The organism is Caballeronia sp. LZ028 (assembly GCF_031451415.1).
In the GTDB taxonomy this organism is placed as follows: domain Bacteria; phylum Pseudomonadota; class Gammaproteobacteria; order Burkholderiales; family Burkholderiaceae; genus Caballeronia; species Caballeronia zhejiangensis.
Genome location: NZ_JARUXN010000001.1, coordinates 2,954,101 through 2,972,098 on the forward strand (window position 1 = coordinate 2,954,101; position 17,998 = coordinate 2,972,098).

Below are 17,998 nucleotides of genomic sequence, written 5' to 3' on the forward strand. Positions count from 1 at the left end.
CACCGACATCAGGCGTAAAAGTGGCGACTGTGTAGGGCGCAGTCGCCACTTACTTTTTCGAGCGACGCTTTCCAGTAAGCCGACACGGAGACACACGCAGATGGCGGGATCGAGCGCGCGGCGGGGAGCGCTTTGGGCAATCGGAATCGTCGTGGCGCTCGTCGTCGTGGTGATCGGCGGCTGGTTTTTCGTCGTCCATCAGATGAAAGAGCGGATCCTCGAGACGCTCGGCCCGAACGGTTCGGTGGAAGAGATCGACGTCGGCTTCGGGCACGTCACGCTCTCGCGCGTGCGGCTGCGCGGCCCGAAAGACTGGCCAGCCGGCGACGCGATGCGCGCGGAGCGCATCGTGCTCGACGTCGACATGCAATCGCTCATCTCGAGGCCGATTCATCTGCGCAGCGTGAGCGTCGACAACTACTATCTGTCGATCGTCCGCTCCGCCGATGGCCGCGTACGCATCCTGCCCGGCCTCAAGGAAACCGCGCGCGAAGCCGACGCCCGGCCCGACAGCAAGGAACGTCAGGAGCACGCGCAAGAAGAAAAAATCATCGATCGCGTGTCGTTCGAGCGCGGCTCGATGGAGTTCTTCGACGGCTCCGTGCCGAACCCGCCGTATCGCGTGCTGATCGGCGATGCGCGCGCCACTGTCGATCATCTGCATCTGCCCGCGCTCACCGAGCGCACCGAGCTTTCGATGACCGGTTCCATCAAAGGTCCGTCGCACACGGGCAACGTCACGTGGGGCGGCTGGATGATCATCGCCAACAAGGATTCGCAGACGCGCGCGACGCTGCGCAACGTCGATGTCGCGACGCTCGATCCGTATCTGCTGAAGAAGGCCGGCGCAAAGGCGGCGGTGACAGGCGGCACCATCGACATGACGATCGATGCAACCGTGAAGAATTACCGCATTCACGCGCCCGGCACGTTGACGCTGAATCATCTGCAGATCAGCGATACCGGCAACGCGCTCGACACCTTTCTCTCGATTCCGACGAAAGCCGCGATCGCCGCGCTCAAAGACCGCAAGGAACAGATCAAGCTCGACTTCACGCTCGAAGGCGATCTGCGCGATCCGAAATTTTCGCTGAGCGAGAGTCTGTCGAAGAAGCTCGCGGCGGGATTCGCGAAGGCGCTGGGCGTCAGCGCTGAAGGCGTCGCGCGCGGCGCGGGCGATACGGTTCGGGGAATCGGCAACGCGCTGAAGAACCTGCTCGGGCAATAGCGCGTCGCCTTCTCGCTTTACTTTCAGATCGGCAGATTCAGCGCGCGCAGCTTCGTTTCGGTTTGCAGCGCGCCGGTGTAGTGAACGCCGTGCCAGCCGAGCGCCGTCGCGGCTTGCGCGTTCATCGGGTTGTCGTCGATGAACACGAGCTCGTTCGGCTGAACGCCCGGCAGATGCCGTTCGATCTCCGCGCGCATCAAACCGAAAATCTGCGGATCAGGCTTCACGAGGCCCACGCGCCCTGACACGACGATCTCGCGAAACTTCCGCAAGACGTCGAAGCGTTCCCACGCATACGGAAACGTCTCCGCCGACCAGTTCGTGAGGCCGAAGAGCGGCACGCCCGCCGCTTCGAGCCGGTCGACGAGCGCCACGCCCTCTTCCAGCACGCCGGACACCATTTCCGGCCAGCGGGCGTAGAACGCGCGGATCAGCGCTTCGTGCTCGGGATAGACGGCGATCAGTTCGGCGGTGCCGTCCTCGATGGTCTGCCCGCCGTCCTGTTGCACGACCCATTCCATCTTGCAGACGTTGTCGAGGAACCAGCGGCGCTCGGTGTCGTCTGGAATCAGATGCTTGTAGAGATATTCGCGATTCCAGTCGATCAGCACGCCGCCGAAATCGAATACGACTGCCTTGATGGTCATTGCTCGCTGCTCCGTGGGTCAGATCGCCTTGGTCCGCTCTTCGAGCCATGCCAGCGCCTTGCCCGTCACATGCGGCGACACGCGGCGCCGCACGGTTTCGTGATACGCGTTGAGCCACGCGCGTTCGTCTTCGCGCAGCAACGACACATCGATGCAGCGCGCGTCGATCGGACAAAGCGTCAGCGTTTCAAATTCGAGGAAATCGCCGAATTCGGTCTTGCCCGCCGCCTGGTTCATCACGAGATTCTCGATGCGGATGCCCCACTTGCCCGGCCGATAAATGCCCGGCTCGACCGACGTGATCATGCCCTCTTCCATCGCCGTCCACGGTTCGGCGGGCGCGTAGTGCGAAATTACTTGCGGGCCTTCGTGCACGTTCAGGAAATAGCCGACGCCGTGTCCCGTGCCGTGGCCGTAGTCCGCGCCCGCTTCCCAGATCGGCGCGCGCGCGATCGAATCGAGCATCGGCGAACGGATGCCGCGCGGAAAACGCGCGCGCGAAAGCGCCATCGTACCCTTCAGCACGACGGTGAAATCGCGCTTGTGCTCGGCCGTGATTTCGCCGATCGGCACGACACGCGTGATGTCCGTGGTGCCGCTCAGATATTGGCCGCCCGAATCGATCAGCAGCAGACCGTTGCCTTCGATGACCGCATGCGACGCTTCCGTCGCGCGGTAATGCGGCATCGCGCCGTTCGCGTTGAAGCCCGCGATCGTGCCGAAGCTCAGCGTGACGAAACCCGGGCGGCGCGCACGCGCGGCAGTCAGCTTCTCGTCGATGGTCAGTTCCGTGATGCGCTCGCGTCCCAGCGCCTCCTCGAACCACGCGAAGAAGTCGGCGAGCGCGGCGCCGTCCTGCTCCATCGTCGCGCGGATCTGCTCCGCTTCCGCCGCGGTCTTGCGCGACTTCGCGAACGTCGACGGATTCACCGCCTCGACGATTTTCACCGCCGACGGCACTTTCTCCAGCAAGCCGTGCGTGATTCGGCGCGGGTCGATCAGGAGCGTCGCGCCCGCGGGCAGCGACGCGAGCGATTCCGATGCGGCCGCGTACGGCGCGACGCGCACGTTGTCGCGCGACAGCGATTCGACGAGCGCGCCCGGAATCTTGCCGTCCGCGACGAAAATCGTCGCGTCGTCGAGACCGATCAGCGCGTGCGCGACGAAAACCGGGTTGTAGCTCACGTCGCCGCCGCGCAGATTGAAGATCCACGCGAGATCGTCGAGTGTGGAAACGAAGTGCCATTGCGCGCCTTTGGCACGCATCGCGTCGCGCACTTGCGCGAGCTTGTCCGCGCGAGCGACGCTCGCATTCGGCGCCGCATGCTCGTAGACGGCCGCCTCCGGCAAGCCGGGGCGCGCGGGCCACACGGCATCGAGCAGATCGACATCGGTGCGTAATACGATGCCGCGCGCACTCAGCGCATCGGACAGTGCACGCGCCGCCGCGACGCCGAGCACGGTGCCGTCGACGGCGACCGTCGCGCCCGATGCGACGTTTTCAGCGAGCCAGTCGACGTGCGGCGCGGTCTGCTGCCCGCCCATCATCTTCATGAGCACGATGCCGGTGCCGGCGAGTTGCGTCTCGGCTTGCGTCCAGTAGCGGCTGTCGACCCAGACGCCCGCGAAGTCCGCCGTCACCACGAGCGTGCCGACCGAGCCGGTGAAGCCCGAAAGCCACTGACGCCCTTGCCAGCGTTCCGGCAGATATTCGGAAAGATGCGGATCCGCCGATGGAATCAGCACGGCGGCGAGCTTTTCGCGCGCCATCTGGCCGCGCAACGACTCGATGCGGCTCGCGAACATGGCGGGTTCCGGAATGGCTGAATCTGCAATGCGATCGTTCATGAAGTCACCTGCTTGAAAGCCCGCGTAGGGCGCGAAGAGCACGACGCGCGGCAAGGATCACCCGCCCGCGTCACAAAATCGAGATCAGCGGCGCGCCGCCAGTCCGACAGTCGTCGTCACGACGAAGAGCGCGAAGACCGCGCACGCGAGCCATTCGAGCGTGTCGCCGTCGTGATATACATCGACGATATTGCCGAGCATGCGCGCAACAACCGTCGCCAGTATGCCAGCGGCGATGGCCGTCCAGACGTAGCCCGCCGGACCGCGCGCGACGCGTCCCGCACGGCGCAGCGGATGCAGCCACCAGCCCGCCGCGCCGATCACCGCACCGAGAAAAATCAGTCCGATCCAGCCCATCAGCGGCGATGCTCCATCGGTGTCGATTCGTTGCAAAGCGGAGCAGATCGGTGGATGTACATGATTTAGGGCAATCCTCGGCGCGACGTAGCGCTTGAGTTTAGGGGCCGGATATGGGGAGCGCAAGGCTCGGAATGCGCGTACCGAAATCGCATCGAAGGGAACCAAAAGCGCGCTTCTTCTTTTTGAGAAGATTATGCGAGTTTTCCGAAACTCCGCCGCTCGGCCGAATGATAAAATCCTTTCATCTTTGCGCTTTATATATATTTTTGCCATTTATAAAGCGAACTTCACATTTATCGCCACTTCGTTAATCGCGTTACTGATTTTCACGCGACGAATTGACGGTTTCAAAGGCGGCATTTTCCTATGACTGAAGCCAATCCAATTTCCCTGCGTGGTCTCGAAATGATCGTCACGTATCGCGGCTCCGGTCAGGAAAGGCGCGATAACCTGCGTGGCGTTCTGCGCCACCTTGTCCGCACCTATTCGGACTTTCACATCTGGCTTATCGAAGCGGACGCCGCGCCCACGTTCAGTTGGACCGAGATCGGCGATTCGCGCATCCGGCACGTATTCGTGCACGATACCGGCCCGTTTCCGAAAGCGAGGCTCGTCAATCTCGGTGCGTTAATGGCAAAAAGCCCGATTATCTGCATGCACGATGCCGATATGATCGCCAATCCACGCATGATGAAATCGGCCGTCGACGCATTAATGGACGGCGATGCCAGCGACGTGCTTTGCCCCTTCTCGCGCGTGCTGAATGTTTCAGGCGATCGACGCCAAACGTTTATCGAATCGGGAAACTTCGACGAATTCGCTCCGTTCATGGAAGGCGATTTACCGGACGATATCAATGTGCTCTACGCCAACACGCCGGGCGCAATCAACCTTTTTAAACGCCCGGAATTCATCCGTATCGGCGGCGTGGATCCGCAGTTCACGGGCTGGGGCGGCGAGGACGACGACCTGTTCATCCGCGGCGCGCGGCTCGGTCTGCGTTGGCATGCACTTGCCGGACCGGATTCCTCGCTGTTTCATCTGAATCATGACTCCGCGTCACGCGCCGCGATGTGCGAGGAAGAACATAGCGCGCGAAACCGGCAAATGGCGCGCCGAACCGATGAAATGCCGATCGAGGAACTGGAGGCGCGAGCGCTCGAGCTTGCGAAGTATTTCCGCTGACCGGCGCGGCTTTCTGTCACACGCTCGTTCCGGCAAACCGCTCGACGCCCGGCTGCGCGGGCGTTTTCGGCACTTCGGGCTCGGTCGCGCCCCAAATGCCACCTATAAATGAAGAAATACGCAAAAGGCTATAATATTGGGCTATCTGAAAGGCCATCGGCTTAGGCCCAAAGCATCAGCCCAAAAAAATGCAGCTCCTCACGATCGGAATCAACCACCACACTGCGCCTGTCGCTCTGCGCGAACGCGTGGCGTTTCCGCTCGAACAGCTGAAGCCCGCGCTGGGCGCGCTGAAGGACATTTGGCTTGGCCCGCTCGCGAAGGCGTCGCCCGAAGCGGCGATTCTCTCGACCTGCAATCGCACCGAACTCTACTGCGCCACCGACGACTCCGCCGCCCGCGAAGCCGCGATCCAGTGGCTCTCGAAGTACCACAACATTCCCGTTCCCGAGCTCGCGCCGCATGTCTATGCGCTGCCGCAGTCGGAAGCGGTGCGCCACGCGTTCCGCGTCGCATCGGGGCTGGACTCGATGGTGCTCGGAGAGACGCAAATCGTCGGACAAATGAAGGACGCGGTGCGCACCGCGTCCGAAGCCGGCGCGCTCGGCACGTATCTCAATCAGTTGTTCCAGCGCACGTTCGCAGTCGCGAAGGAAGTTCGCACGACGACCGAAATCGGCGCGCAATCCGTCTCGATGGCCGCCGCCGCCGTGCGCCTCGCGCAGCGCATCTTCGAGAATATTTCCAGCCAGCGCGTGCTGTTCATCGGCGCGGGCGAAATGATCGAGCTCTGCGCCACCCATTTCGCGGCGCAGAATCCGCGTGAGCTGGTCGTCGCCAACCGCACGGCGGAGCGCGGCGAGAAGCTCGCCGGCCGCTTCAACGGCCGCGCGATTCCGCTTTCCGAATTGCCGTCGCGCATGCACGAGTTCGACATCATCGTGTCGTGCACGGCGTCGACGCTGCCGATCATCGGTCTCGGCGCGGTCGAGCGTGCAGTGCGCGCGCGCCGGCATCGCCCGATCTTCATGGTCGATCTCGCCGTGCCGCGCGATATCGAGCCGGAAGTCGGCAATTTGCACGACGTGTTCCTCTACACCGTCGACGATCTCGGTGCGATCGTGCGCGAGGGCAACGCGTCGCGTCAGGCGGCGGTCGCGCAGGCCGAATCGATCATCGAGACGCGCGTCGCGAATTTCATGCAATGGCTCGATGCGCGCAGCATCGTGCCGGTCATCCGCCACATGCACACGCAGGCGGACGCGCTGCGCCGCGCCGAACTCGAACGCGCGCGCAAGATGCTCGCGCGCGGCGACGACCCCGCCGCCGTGCTCGAAGCGCTCTCGCAATCGCTCACGAACAAGCTGATTCACGGTCCGACGCACGCGCTCAACCGAGCAAGCAGCGAGGAGCGCAACCAGCTCATCGACCTGATGAGCGGCTTCTACCGTCACGGCTCGTCGTCCGATTCGTCGGAACGTTAGCGGCCTTCTCTTTGCTATTCTCAAAGGCTGTCCGCGATTTACGCGGCGGCTTTCCGATCGCAGTTCTTCCTGACGCTCACCGCGTCATCTCCGTCCGATGAAAACGAGCATGCAAGGCAAGCTCGACCAGCTTGCAAAGCGGCTGGTCGATCTCAACGAACTGTTGAGCCGCGAAGACGTGACTTCCGACATGGATCAGTACCGGAAACTCACGCGCGAGCACGCGGAAATCAGTCCGATCGTCGAGCAATACGCTCTGTGGCGACAGGCTTTGACCGACGAAGCGACCGCGCAGGAACTGCTTTCCGATCCGTCGATGCGCGATTTCGCCGAAGAGGAAATCGGCGAGGCGCGCGAGCGCATGACGAAGATCGAAGGCGAACTGCAGACGATGCTTCTGCCGAAAGATCCGAACGACGATCGCAACATCTTCATCGAAATTCGCGCGGGCACGGGCGGCGACGAATCCGCGCTGTTCGCGGGCGATCTGCTGCGCATGTATCTGCGTTATGCGGAACGCAATCGCTGGACGGCCGAGACGATGTCAGAAAGCGTCTCGGATCTCGGCGGCTATAAGGAAGTGATCGTGCGGCTCGCCGGACAGGGCGCGTATTCGCGGCTCAAGTTCGAATCGGGCGGGCATCGCGTGCAGCGGGTTCCGGCGACGGAAACGCAAGGCCGCATTCATACGTCCGCGTGCACGGTCGCGGTGATGCCGGAAGCCGATGAGATCAGCGAAGTCGTCATCAATCCGGCCGATTTGCGCATCGATACGTTCCGCGCGTCAGGCGCGGGCGGACAGCACATCAACAAGACGGATTCGGCGGTGCGCGTCACGCACTTGCCGACGGGCATCGTCGTCGAATGTCAGGATGACCGCTCGCAGCACAAGAACAAGGATCGCGCGCTGAAGGTGCTGGCCGCGCGCATCAAGGACAAGCAGTATCACGAGCAGCACGCGAAGGAAGCGGCGACGCGCAAGAGTCTGATCGGCTCGGGCGACCGTTCGGAACGCATTCGCACGTACAACTTCCCGCAAGGGCGCATGACGGATCACCGCATCAACCTCACGCTCTACAAGCTCGAGTACATCATGGACGGCGATCTCGACGAACTGATCGGCGCGCTCGTGTCCGAGCATCAGGCGGAGCAGCTCGCGGCGCTCGGGGAAACGGAGTGAGCGACGCCGCCGCGTTATTGCGCGCGTGCGCGCTGCCGCCGCTCGAAGCGCGCATTCTCTTGATGCACGTACTCGGCTGGCGGCGCACGGAACTCATCACGCGCGATCGCGAGACGCTGCCGCAAGACGCGGTCGCGCGTTTCGAGGCGCTCGCGGCGCGGCGCTCGAACGGCGAGCCGATCGCGCAGTTGATCGGCAAGCGCGAATTCTTCGGCCTCGAATTCGACGTGACGCCCGACGTGCTGATCCCGCGGCCGGAAACCGAGCTGCTCGTGGAACTCACGCTCGAAGCCATCGCCGATGCGTCGAACCCGCGCGTGCTCGATCTCGGCACGGGAACCGGCGCGATCGCGATTTCGATCGCCCACGCGCGGCCCGATGCGCGCGTGTGGGCCGTCGACCGGTCGCGCGCCGCGCTCGATGTCGCGCGCGGCAACGCTTCGCGCCTGCTGAAGAGCGGTAACGTGACCTTCGTCGAAAGCGATTGGACCGCGAACATCGATCCGTCGTTGCGGTTCGAGGCGATCGTCAGCAATCCGCCGTATATCGCGAGCGGCGATCCGCATCTCGAACAAGGCGACCTGCGCTTCGAGCCGCGCGGCGCGCTCACCGACGACGCCGACGGTTTGTCCGCGATCCGCACGATCGTCGATAACGCGCCGCGTCTTCTCGCGCACGACGGCGCGCTGTGGATCGAGCACGGCTACGACCAGGCGGAATCGGTGCGCGCGCTGCTCACCGCACGCGGTTTCAGCGACGTGCACTCGATGCGCGATCTCGCGGGCATCGAACGTTGCTCGGGCGGCCGGTTCGCGGCCTGACGGCCCGGCTCGTGTAATCGAAATCCGCTATCATTTCGAGAACTCTCACCGAAATCTCAAGCGCAGGAACGCCATGGATACGCAAGAACGCATCAAGCAAATCGTCGATCAGAACGCGGTCGTCCTTTTCATGAAGGGCACGGCGCAATTCCCGATGTGCGGCTTCTCCGGCCGCGCAATCCAAGTGCTCAAGGCATGCGGCGTCGATCAGATCAAGACCGTGAACGTCCTCGAAGACGACGAAATCCGCCAGGGCATCAAGGAATTCTCCAACTGGCCAACCATTCCGCAGCTCTACGTGAAGGGCGAGTTCATCGGCGGCTCGGACATCATGATGGAGATGTATCAATCGGGCGAACTGCAACAGCTTTTCGCCGCCGCTTAAGTCTTTAGCAAGTGAGCGCGCCCGCTGCCGCGAAACGACGGCTCATCGTCGCGATCACCGGCGCAACGGGCGCCATCTACGGCGTGCGTCTGCTCGAGACGCTGCGCCGCCTGTCCGGCGTCGAGACGCATCTGCTCGTTTCCAGCGCCGGCTGGCTCAATATCCAGCACGAACTCGAACTCGATAAAGCCGCGGTCCACGCGCTCGCCGATGTCGTCCACAGCGTGCGCGATGTCGGCGCGACCATTGCGTCGGGTTCGTTCGCAACCGACGGCATGGTCGTCGCGCCCTGTTCGATGCGAACGCTCGCGAGCATCGCGCACGGTCTTTCGGACAATCTCATCACTCGCGCCGCCGATGTCGTGCTGAAAGAACGTCGCCGTCTGGTGCTGCTTGTGCGCGAAACGCCTTTCAACCTCGCGCATCTGCGGAATATGACGGCCGTCACCGAAATGGGCGGTGTGATCTTTCCGCCGTTGCCGGCGTTCTATCAGAAGCCCGCGAGCATCGACGAAATGGTCGATCACACCGTCGCGCGCGTCATCGATCTTTTCGGCTTTGCCCAATCGGTTGCACCCGCGTGGCGCGGGCTGCGCGGCGAAGCGTCGGATTGACAACGCCGGCGACACAATTCGTTGCCCGCCGGACCGTTTATAAACGGAGTTCGCGGTACTACATTGACGGCATACCGCTTAGGAATTTGCCGCCATGAGCCGACTCCCCACCGTTTTCATTTCCCACGGCGCGCCGACGCTGCCGATCGACCCGTCGATGCCGTCCGCCGAATTCGCATCGCTCGGTCAGACGCTGCCGCGCCCCGGCGCCATTTTGATGCTGTCCGCGCATTGGGGCACGGCGCAGCCGGTCGCTAGCACGGCCGAGCGCCCGGAAACCATCCACGACTTCTACGGCTTCCCGCGCGCGCTCTACGAACTGCGCTATCCGGCGCCCGGCGCGCCCGATCTGGCAAAGCGCGCCGCCGCGCTGCTCGGCGCGCAAGGCATTCCCGCCGCGACGACGAATCACGGGCTCGATCACGGCGCATGGGTGCCGATGCTGCTGATGTTCCCCGACGCCGAGGTGCCGGTCACGCAGCTATCGATTCAGCCGCATCTCGATGCCGCGCACCATTTCCGCATCGGCCGGGCGCTGCGCGAGTTGCGCTATGACGGCGTGATGATCGTCGGTTCCGGGCAAATCACGCACAATCTGCGCATGGCCGATTTCAGCGCTCGCCCTGAAGACGCCGATCCGCGCGTGGCCGAATTCACCGACTGGTTCGAGAGCCGCATGGCCGAACGCGACATCGACGCCCTGCTCGACTATCGCGCACGCGCGCCGCACGCCGCGCTGATGCATCCGACCGACGAGCATCTGCTGCCGGTGTTCAGCGCGCTCGGCGCGGCGGCGGACGATTATCGGCTCGGCATCCAGTCACTCGGCACATTCCAGCGTGCGCTCGCGATGACCAACTACGTCTTCACCGACGACTGATCGAAAAAAAGCCCGCCTGATCGCTCAGGCGGGCTTTTTCGGCGAAGGCGAAACGCTTACGCGCCGACTTCGTGAAGAATGTCGTCGGTGCTTTCGCGCTCTTCGAGATAGGTCGTGCGATAACCCGTGTGCACGCCCCAGTAATAGAAGATCAGCGCGAGCACGGCGACCGCCGCCATGTCCCAGCCGTACGGCAGCAATCCGTTTCCGCCGAAGTCCTTGCTGCCGATCAGCGACATGACCGCCATCGACGGCAGATAGGCCACGAGCCACCAAGCAGCCTTCAGATCGCGGCCCCAGCCTGCGAAACCGACCTTGCTCTGAAAATAGAAGTACACCGGCAACGCGACGACCATCAGCAGAATGATCTCGCCGGTCAGCGGCCACTTCGCCCAGAACAGCACAAGCGACGCGCACACGAATGCGAACGGCGCGACCAGGCCCATCAGCGGAATATTGACCGGGCGATCCAGATCCGGCGCCGCGCGGCGCAACGCCATCAGGCTGACCGGGCCGGTGAGATACGAGATGACCGTCGCCACCGAGATCACCGCCGCGAGCGTGCCCCAGCCGCGGAAGAAGAACAGGAACACGAACGACACGAACAGGTTGAACCACATCGCCTGACGCGGCACGCCGTAAAACGGATGCACGTTGCCGAACATCTTCGGCATCGTGTTGTTGCGCTCCATCGCGTAGATCATGCGCGTGGTCGTGGCCATATAGGTCGTGCCGGTGCCGCTCGGACTGACGAACGCATCGACGTACAAGAGGATGGCGAGCCAATTCAGGTTGAGCGCGATCGCCAGTTCCGCGAACGGCGATGCAAAGTTGAAGTGCTGCCAGCCCTTCGCCACATCCGCCGGATTCACCGCGCCGATGTACGCGATCTGAAGCAGCACGTAGATCACGAGCGCGATCAGGATCGAACCGACCACGGCGAACGGGATGCTTTTCGCCGGATGGCGCGCCTCGCCCGCGAGGTTCACCGGGCTCTGAAAGCCGTTGAAGCTGAACACGATCCCGCTCGTCGCCACGGCGGTGAGAACCGCGGACCATCCGAACGGCGCGAAATTCGACGCCGTGCCGAAGTTCTCCGAATGGAAGCCCGAGAAGACGAGGCCGCCGATCGTCAAACCCGGCACCAGGAACTTGAAGATCGTGATGATCGAGTTCGCGCGCGCGAACAGCTTGACGCCCCAGTAATTCAGCAGGAAGTAAATGACGACCAGCACGGCCGACAACAGCAGGCCAGTAGTCGTGAGCGTATGTCCGACGAACAGCTCGTGCGCCCATTCGTACGGCCAGGTGCTCATGTACTGGATGGACGCTTCCGCTTCGATCGGAATGACGGACACGATCGCGATCCAGTTCGCCCAAGCGCTGATGAATCCGACCAGCGCGCCGTGCGAATAGCGCGCGTAGCGCACCATGCCGCCGGATTCGGGAAAGGTTGCGCCCAGTTCGGCGTAGGTCAGCGCAATCGCCAGAATGACCACCGCACCGATGATCCACGCGCAAATCGCGGCGGGTCCGGCGATCTGCGACGCCTTCCACGCACCGAACAGCCACCCCGACCCGATGATGGACCCGAGGCCCGTCAGCATCAGCGCCAACGGACCGATGTTTCGCTTAATCGACTTCTCTGTCACTTTTCCTCCAAATATCTCGCACTGCCGGAATAGAAACGGCTCGCGGAGCCGCCGTTGCCCGATCTAGCAACGACCATGTCTGGCAGCCGGCGATATCGGTGCAACCGTCAAGAAGGCGCGTAGTTTAACGGTTGCACCTTTCGAATGCAGTGCATATTGGAGAGAAGTTCGCCCCAAAGCGGGGATTCCTTGAGCCAGTCGAGACCGGATGCGCAAGCGCTGTAAAATTTGCTTACGCATCTCAAAAAAATCCCTTCAGAGTTGTCGGATATTAATTGACCGCGAAATCGTTTCGCCGTATAAAGCTTCTTGCAGGATTTCAAGTGGCGAGTGAATTGGTTCTTTCGAGTTCGCCATCACGGTACTCCGGTTGGTCCCATTGCCCCTTCCTTGATTTTCCGCACCCCTGGGCTTCGGCCTTATTCATCATTTTTTTGGAACAAGTAACATGGAAACCGGTACCGTCAAGTGGTTCAATGACGCAAAGGGCTTTGGCTTCATCACTCCGGATGGCGGCGGCGAAGATCTGTTCGCGCACTTCTCGGAAATCCGCATCGAAGGCTTCAAGACGCTTCAGGAAAACCAAAAGGTTTCCTACGAAGTGAAGACCGGCCCGAAGGGCAAGCAAGCCGCGAACATCAAGCCGGTCTAAGACCCGCTAGAATTCGTATGAAAAACCCCGCTTCGGCGGGGTTTTTTGTTTTCTGCGCGGCTGCGTGATCCGCATCAGGCGAAGATGCGTTGCGCGTAGATTCCGAGTCCTTTCGCCACGCTGGCGAGGCGATCGCCGAATACCGGTTTCGCGCCGGGAAACGCCGCCGAAAGCGCGTCCGACAGGAATCGCAGACCCGTCGTGCCACCTGTGAAATAGACCGCTCCCACGTCCGCCGGCGCGACGCCCGCCCGCTTGAGCGTCTCGTGCGCCGCCTCGACGATCCGCCGCGTTTCGTCCGCGCCGGCCGCGATGAGCTGCGTCTCGTCGAACCCGACGCGCAGTGCTTCTTCCACCTCTTCCATGTCGATTTCGGTCGTGCCGCCCGCGGCGACGTCGATCTTCGCTTCCTCGGCGTGCGCGGTCAGCGCGTGCCCGAGCCGGCGATACACGACGCGCATCAGCCGATCGTGATGCCGCACGTCGGTGTAGAGATGGCGCATCAGTTGCAATTCGCTCACGCGCTTCGGCGTATAGACCGTGTTGATCAGATGCCAGGTCGCGAGATCGAAATACACGGGGCTCGGCACTTCGCGCCCTTTCGGATCGAGCGATTGATAGCCGAGTTCGCGCAGCACCGTCGCGAGTTCCACGCGCCGGTCGAAATCCGTGCCGGCGACGTGCACGCCGTGGTGCGCGAGCACATCGCCCTTGCGCTCGAGATGCCGCGCGCGCTCCGGACCGACGCGCACGAGCGAAAAGTCCGACGTGCCGCCGCCGATATCGGCGACCAGGACGAGGCCTTCCTGCGTCAGCCCGGCCTCATAGTCGAAGGCCGCCGCGATCGGCTCGTACTGGAAATGGATCTCGCGCAAGCCGACCGCGTGCGCGCACGCTTCGAGCTGCTTTTGCGCGAGATGGTCGGCGCGCGGATCGTCGTCGACGAAAAATACGGGGCGGCCGAGCACCGCGCGCGTGAGCGGTTCGGCGGAGAGCGCCTGCGCCTTCTGCTTCAAATGCTGCAGAAAGAGCGTGATGACATCGGTGTATTTGATCGCCGAGCCGTCGCCCAGGTCGGTGCTGTTGTCCGCGAGCGGCGAACCGAGAATGCTCTTCATCGAGCGCATCAGGCGGCCGTCGAAGCCGTCGATGTACGCTTCGAGCGCCGCGCGGCCGTAGGACTGGTTATTCTCGTCGGTGTTGAAGAAAACCGCGGTGGGCAGCGTCGTCGCTTCGCCTTCGACGGGCGCCAGCCGGATCGACAATCCGTCGGGCAAAGCCACCGCTGAATTCGATGTGCCGAAATCGATCGCGCAATAAGTCATGGGCATCGGCGGCGTCCTGAAAGACGCCGCATTCAAACATGGACGGCGTTTTTAACACGTTCGCGCGGGCGCATCAACCGCATTTCAGATATTTTTAAACCATTGAGTTTATTCGACAAAAGCGGAATATAACTTGCTCGCCTCGCGGCAATTTGTTTGATTTCGAGAGCACGCTCCGGACGCATGAACGAAACCGCCACGCCACGGGAGACCCGTTTGAGCGATACAGCCAGCGATCGCCCGGCCATCATCGAAACCGATCTGCCCGGGCGGCTCGATCGCCTGCCGTGGGGACGCTTTCACACGCTGATCGTCCTTGCGCTCGGCATCACCTGGCTGCTCGACGGCCTCGAAGTGACGCTCGCCGGCGCGGTCGCGAGCGCGCTGAAATCGAGCCCGGCGCTGCAGTTTTCGAATGCCGATGTCGGTATCGCGGGCAGCGCGTATATCGCGGGCGCGGTGCTCGGCGCGCTCGGGTTCGGCTGGCTCACGGACCGGCTCGGCCGGCGCAAGCTGTTCTTCATCACGCTCTTTCTGTACGTGGCCGCGACCGCCGCGACCGCGTTCTCGTGGAATCTCGCCACGTTCGTACTGTTCCGTTTTCTGACGGGCGCGGGCATCGGCGGCGAATACACGGCAATCAATTCGACGATTCAGGAATTCACGCCCGCCCGCCTGCGCGGCTGGACCGATCTCGCGATCAACGGCACGTTCTGGGTCGGCGCGGGCATCGGCGCGGCGGGCTCGATCGTGCTGCTCGATCCCGCGCTGCTTCCGCCCGATTGGGGCTGGCGGGCGTGCTTTCTGATCGGCGCGGCGCTCGGGCTCACGATTCTCTTCATGCGCATGTGGGTGCCGGAAAGCCCGCGCTGGCTCATCACGCACAATCGCGCGGACGAGGCGAGGCACGTCGTCGAGGAAATCGAGGCGCATTTCCGGCAGCACGGCATCGAGATTCCCGACACGCCCGTCAAGCCGCTGCGTCTGCACGCGCGTGATGGCACGCCGATCCGCGAAGTCGTCCACACGCTGTTCAAGGCGCATCGCAGCCGCTCGCTCGTCGGATTGGTGCTGATGACCGCGCAGGCGTTCTTCTACAACGCGATTTTCTTCACCTACGCGCTCGTGCTGACCGATTTCTATCATGTGCCGGGCGATCACATCGGCTGGTACGTGCTGCCGTTCGCCGCCGGGAATTTTCTCGGTCCGGTGCTGCTCGGCAGGCTTTTCGACGTGCTCGGACGGCGTCGCATGATCGCGTCGACGTATGCGATCTCGGGCGTGCTGCTGACGGTGAGCGGCTGGATGTTCATGCACGGCATGCTCACCGTGACGACGCAAACCATCGCGTGGATGGTGATTTTCTTCTTCGCGTCGGCGGCGGCGAGTTCCGCGTATCTGACCGTGAGCGAGACGTTCCCGCTGGAAATTCGCGCGCTCGCCATCGCCGTGTTCTACGCGTTCGGCACGGCGCTCGGCGGCATTATCGGGCCGACGCTTTTCGGCCAGTTGATTGACACGCACGAGCGCGGCCCTGTGTTCATCGGCTATCTGATCGGCTCGCTGCTGATGATCGCGGCGGCGGTCGCCGCCGGAATCTGGGGCGTCGCGGCGGAGCGCAAATCGCTCGAAGATGTCGCTCGTCCGCTGTCGGCGGCGGACGAGCACTGACCGCGCTTACTTGAACGCCTTGTCCCACGCGCCTTCGAAGGCCGTTTCAGCCAGCGTCTTGCGTGCGCGCGGCGCCGCTTCGCGCTCGCGCAGCGCGTCGTCGAGCTCGCTCGCGTCGCCGTGATGCCCGATCGAGATCATCGCGATGATCTCGACATCGGCGGGAACCGAGAACGCCTGACGGAAGGCATCGCGGTCGAAGCCGCCCATCTGATGCGTCGCGAGTCCGAGCGCGTGCGCCTGGAGCACCAGCGCCATCGCGGCCGCGCCGGTGTCATAAGTCGCGGTGCGGTTCGCGTCGCCTTTCGGCGTGAGCGTGGACGCCGTCACGCAGACGAGCAGCGGCACGTTCACGTTCCATTTCTGATTCGACGGCGCGAGCGTATCGAACGCGCGTTTGAACGCGGCTTCGTCGCGATGACGATCGAACGCGATGAAACGCCACGGCTGCAAATTGTTCGACGACGGCGCCCAACGCGCCGCTTCGAGCAGGCGATGCAACGTCGTGCGCTCGATCGGCGCATTGGAAAAGGCGCGCGGGCTCCAGCGGCCGGCGATCAGTTCGTGGATGTCGACATCGGTCGGAGCGGGTTTCGTGCTCATGTTGGGCCTCGTTGGCGTGATGAAAGACAAACGGCGCGCATCGGCAAAGATGTGCGCCGTTCAACGCGACAAGGATAAACAAGCTCGCGCGCGCGTGCAGATCGTCAGGTCGCGGCGACGCCCATCGTCCGGCCCGCGCGATTGATGCGCAGCACCGTCACGGCGGCGACGAGGCACAGGCCGCCGGAGATCATCGTCGCGACGGTATAGCTGCCGAGGCTCGAACGCAGCATGCCGCCGCCGAGCGCCGCGAACGCCGCGCCGAGCTGATGGCCCGCGACGACCCAGCCGAACACGATCGGCGCCGATTCCTTGCCGTAGACATCGGTGGCGAGGCGCACGGTCGGCGGCACGGTGGCGATCCAGTCGAGCCCGTAGAACACGGCGAAGAGCGGCAGGCCGAAGAAATCGATGCCGAACGCATATGGCAGATAGATCAGCGACAGTCCGCGAAGGCCGTAGTACCAGAACAGCAGCACGCGCGAGTTGAAACGGTCGGAAAGCCAGCCGGAGAGCGTCGTGCCGAACAGATCGAAAATGCCCATCGCGGCGAGCAGCGTCGCGCCCTGCACTTGCGTCATGCCGTAGTCGGAGCACATCGCGATCAGATGCGTGCCGACGTAACCGTTCGTGCTCGCGCCGCAGACGAAGAAGCTGAAGAACAGCAGCCAGAAATCGCGCGTCTTGCTGGCCATCGCGAGCGTGCCGAACGCGACCTTGATCGGATTTTTCGGCGGCGGGAGCGCGCCGGGCGGCAAGTCGGCGGTCTCGCCGACCGGACGCAGCGAGAGATCGGCCGGGCGCTCGGGCAGCAGCCACGCGACGAGCGGCAACACGATCGCCGCCGCCGCCGCGACGACGAACACCACCGGACGCCAGCCGTAATGCTCGGAGATCGAAGCGAGGAACGGCAGGAACACGAGCTGGCCGGTCGCGGAACTCGCGGTGAGAATGCCCATCGCGAGACCGCGATGCGTCGTGAACCAGCGATTCACGATCGTCGCGGACAGCGTGAGCGCGGCCACGCCCGTCGCGCTGCCGACCATCACGCCCCAGACGAGCACCATTTGCCACGGCTCGGTCATCATCGACGAAATGCCGACGCCGGCGGCAAGCGTCGCAATTGCGGCCAGCACGGTCGGGCGCACGCCGAAACGCTGCATCGCGGCCGCGGCGAACGGGCCCGCGAGACCGTAGAGCGCGAGATTGATCGAAATCGCCAGCGAAATCGTGCCGCGCGACCAGCCGAACTGCTTTTCGAGCGGCAACATCATGACGCTCGGCGTTGCGCGCGTGCCAGCCGCCGCGAGCAACACCAGGAACACGACGCCCACCGCGACCCAGCCGTAATGCATACGGCCGTTCAGCCGTCTCGCTACCCAATTCATCGCTGCTCCGTCAGGTTGATTTTTATCTCAAGCAAGAACCTTCGTTACCGTTCTGTCACATCAGAGTTGCGAGCT

The 17,998-nt window shown here is 63.3% G+C and carries 17 protein-coding genes; 10 read left to right on the forward strand and 7 right to left on the reverse strand.

Going from position 1 to position 17,998, the window contains the following annotated elements; translation table 11 throughout:
• Positions 1–100 precede the first annotated feature (100 nt).
• Entirely contained in the window at positions 101–1,228 is a 1,128-nt protein-coding gene (locus QCE58_RS13945; RefSeq protein ID WP_034473928.1) for a DUF748 domain-containing protein, read from the forward strand.
• Between the two features lie 23 nt (positions 1,229–1,251).
• Here QCE58_RS13945 and QCE58_RS13950 read toward each other — a convergent pair whose 3' ends face one another.
• The 3 genes from QCE58_RS13950 to QCE58_RS13960 all read right to left on the reverse strand — a co-directional run bounded on the left by QCE58_RS13950 (position 1,252) and on the right by QCE58_RS13960 (position 4,080).
• Positions 1,252–1,875, reverse strand: a complete 624-nt coding sequence (locus QCE58_RS13950; protein ID WP_175983109.1) for an HAD family hydrolase — start codon at positions 1,873–1,875, stop codon at positions 1,252–1,254.
• Positions 1,876–1,893: 18 nt separating this feature from the next.
• The gene (locus tag QCE58_RS13955; protein ID WP_409014120.1) at positions 1,894–3,681 is read right to left on the reverse strand and encodes an aminopeptidase P family protein; all 1,788 of its coding nucleotides are present in this window, start codon (positions 3,679–3,681) and stop codon (positions 1,894–1,896) included.
• Positions 3,682–3,807: 126 nt separating this feature from the next.
• Positions 3,808–4,080 carry a hypothetical protein gene (locus QCE58_RS13960; protein ID WP_034473925.1) on the reverse strand — a complete coding sequence of 91 codons (273 nt, stop codon included), beginning with the start codon at positions 4,078–4,080 and terminating at the stop codon, positions 3,808–3,810.
• Between the two features lie 369 nt (positions 4,081–4,449).
• Between QCE58_RS13960 and QCE58_RS13965 the strand changes: the two genes are divergently transcribed.
• The 7 genes from QCE58_RS13965 (at position 4,450) to QCE58_RS13995 (ending at position 10,632) form a co-directional block, all read left to right on the forward strand.
• A complete protein-coding gene (locus QCE58_RS13965) occupies positions 4,450–5,268 on the forward strand; it encodes a glycosyltransferase family 2 protein (protein ID WP_250481674.1) in 819 nt (272 codons plus the stop codon).
• 188 nt (positions 5,269–5,456) lie between these two features.
• The gene (gene hemA / locus QCE58_RS13970) at positions 5,457–6,752 is read left to right on the forward strand and encodes a glutamyl-tRNA reductase (RefSeq protein ID WP_008344394.1); all 1,296 of its coding nucleotides are present in this window, start codon (positions 5,457–5,459) and stop codon (positions 6,750–6,752) included.
• A gap of 97 nt (positions 6,753–6,849) precedes the next feature.
• Positions 6,850–7,932, forward strand: coding sequence for a peptide chain release factor 1 (prfA, locus tag QCE58_RS13975; protein ID WP_034473922.1), 1,083 nt, complete (start codon positions 6,850–6,852; stop codon positions 7,930–7,932).
• A complete protein-coding gene (gene prmC / locus QCE58_RS13980; RefSeq protein WP_239295460.1) occupies positions 7,929–8,753 on the forward strand; it encodes a peptide chain release factor N(5)-glutamine methyltransferase in 825 nt (274 codons plus the stop codon). Before prfA ends, prmC begins: the two co-directional genes overlap by 4 nt.
• A gap of 73 nt (positions 8,754–8,826) precedes the next feature.
• Entirely contained in the window at positions 8,827–9,138 is a 312-nt protein-coding gene (grxD, locus tag QCE58_RS13985) for a Grx4 family monothiol glutaredoxin (protein WP_034473919.1), read from the forward strand.
• Between the two features lie 11 nt (positions 9,139–9,149).
• Positions 9,150–9,752 (forward strand): UbiX family flavin prenyltransferase, encoded by a 603-nt coding sequence (locus QCE58_RS13990; RefSeq protein WP_250481675.1) that lies wholly within the window; start codon positions 9,150–9,152, stop codon positions 9,750–9,752.
• 94 nt (positions 9,753–9,846) lie between these two features.
• Positions 9,847–10,632, forward strand: a complete 786-nt coding sequence (locus QCE58_RS13995) for a class III extradiol ring-cleavage dioxygenase (protein WP_250481676.1) — start codon at positions 9,847–9,849, stop codon at positions 10,630–10,632.
• Positions 10,633–10,688: 56 nt separating this feature from the next.
• Here QCE58_RS13995 and QCE58_RS14000 read toward each other — a convergent pair whose 3' ends face one another.
• Positions 10,689–12,239: an APC family permease gene (locus QCE58_RS14000; protein WP_075583595.1), complete on the reverse strand. Its 1,551-nt coding sequence runs from the start codon at positions 12,237–12,239 to the stop codon at positions 10,689–10,691.
• A gap of 493 nt (positions 12,240–12,732) precedes the next feature.
• Between QCE58_RS14000 and QCE58_RS14005 the strand changes: the two genes are divergently transcribed.
• Positions 12,733–12,936 carry a cold-shock protein gene (locus QCE58_RS14005; RefSeq protein WP_007000074.1) on the forward strand — a complete coding sequence of 68 codons (204 nt, stop codon included), beginning with the start codon at positions 12,733–12,735 and terminating at the stop codon, positions 12,934–12,936.
• A gap of 74 nt (positions 12,937–13,010) precedes the next feature.
• Here the strand turns inward: QCE58_RS14005 and QCE58_RS14010 are convergent, their stop codons facing one another.
• A complete protein-coding gene (locus QCE58_RS14010) occupies positions 13,011–14,261 on the reverse strand; it encodes an Hsp70 family protein (RefSeq protein ID WP_250460059.1) in 1,251 nt (416 codons plus the stop codon).
• Between the two features lie 183 nt (positions 14,262–14,444).
• Between QCE58_RS14010 and QCE58_RS14015 the strand changes: the two genes are divergently transcribed.
• On the forward strand, positions 14,445–15,932 hold the full coding sequence (locus QCE58_RS14015; protein ID WP_250481677.1) for an MFS transporter: 1,488 nt from the start codon (positions 14,445–14,447) through the stop codon (positions 15,930–15,932).
• Between the two features lie 6 nt (positions 15,933–15,938).
• Here QCE58_RS14015 and QCE58_RS14020 read toward each other — a convergent pair whose 3' ends face one another.
• Both QCE58_RS14020 and QCE58_RS14025 read right to left on the reverse strand, forming a co-directional pair.
• Positions 15,939–16,535 (reverse strand): nitroreductase family protein, encoded by a 597-nt coding sequence (locus QCE58_RS14020; protein WP_250481678.1) that lies wholly within the window; start codon positions 16,533–16,535, stop codon positions 15,939–15,941.
• 104 nt (positions 16,536–16,639) lie between these two features.
• Positions 16,640–17,923: an MFS transporter gene (locus QCE58_RS14025; RefSeq protein WP_033536108.1), complete on the reverse strand. Its 1,284-nt coding sequence runs from the start codon at positions 17,921–17,923 to the stop codon at positions 16,640–16,642.
• Between the last annotated feature and the right edge of the window lie 75 nt (positions 17,924–17,998).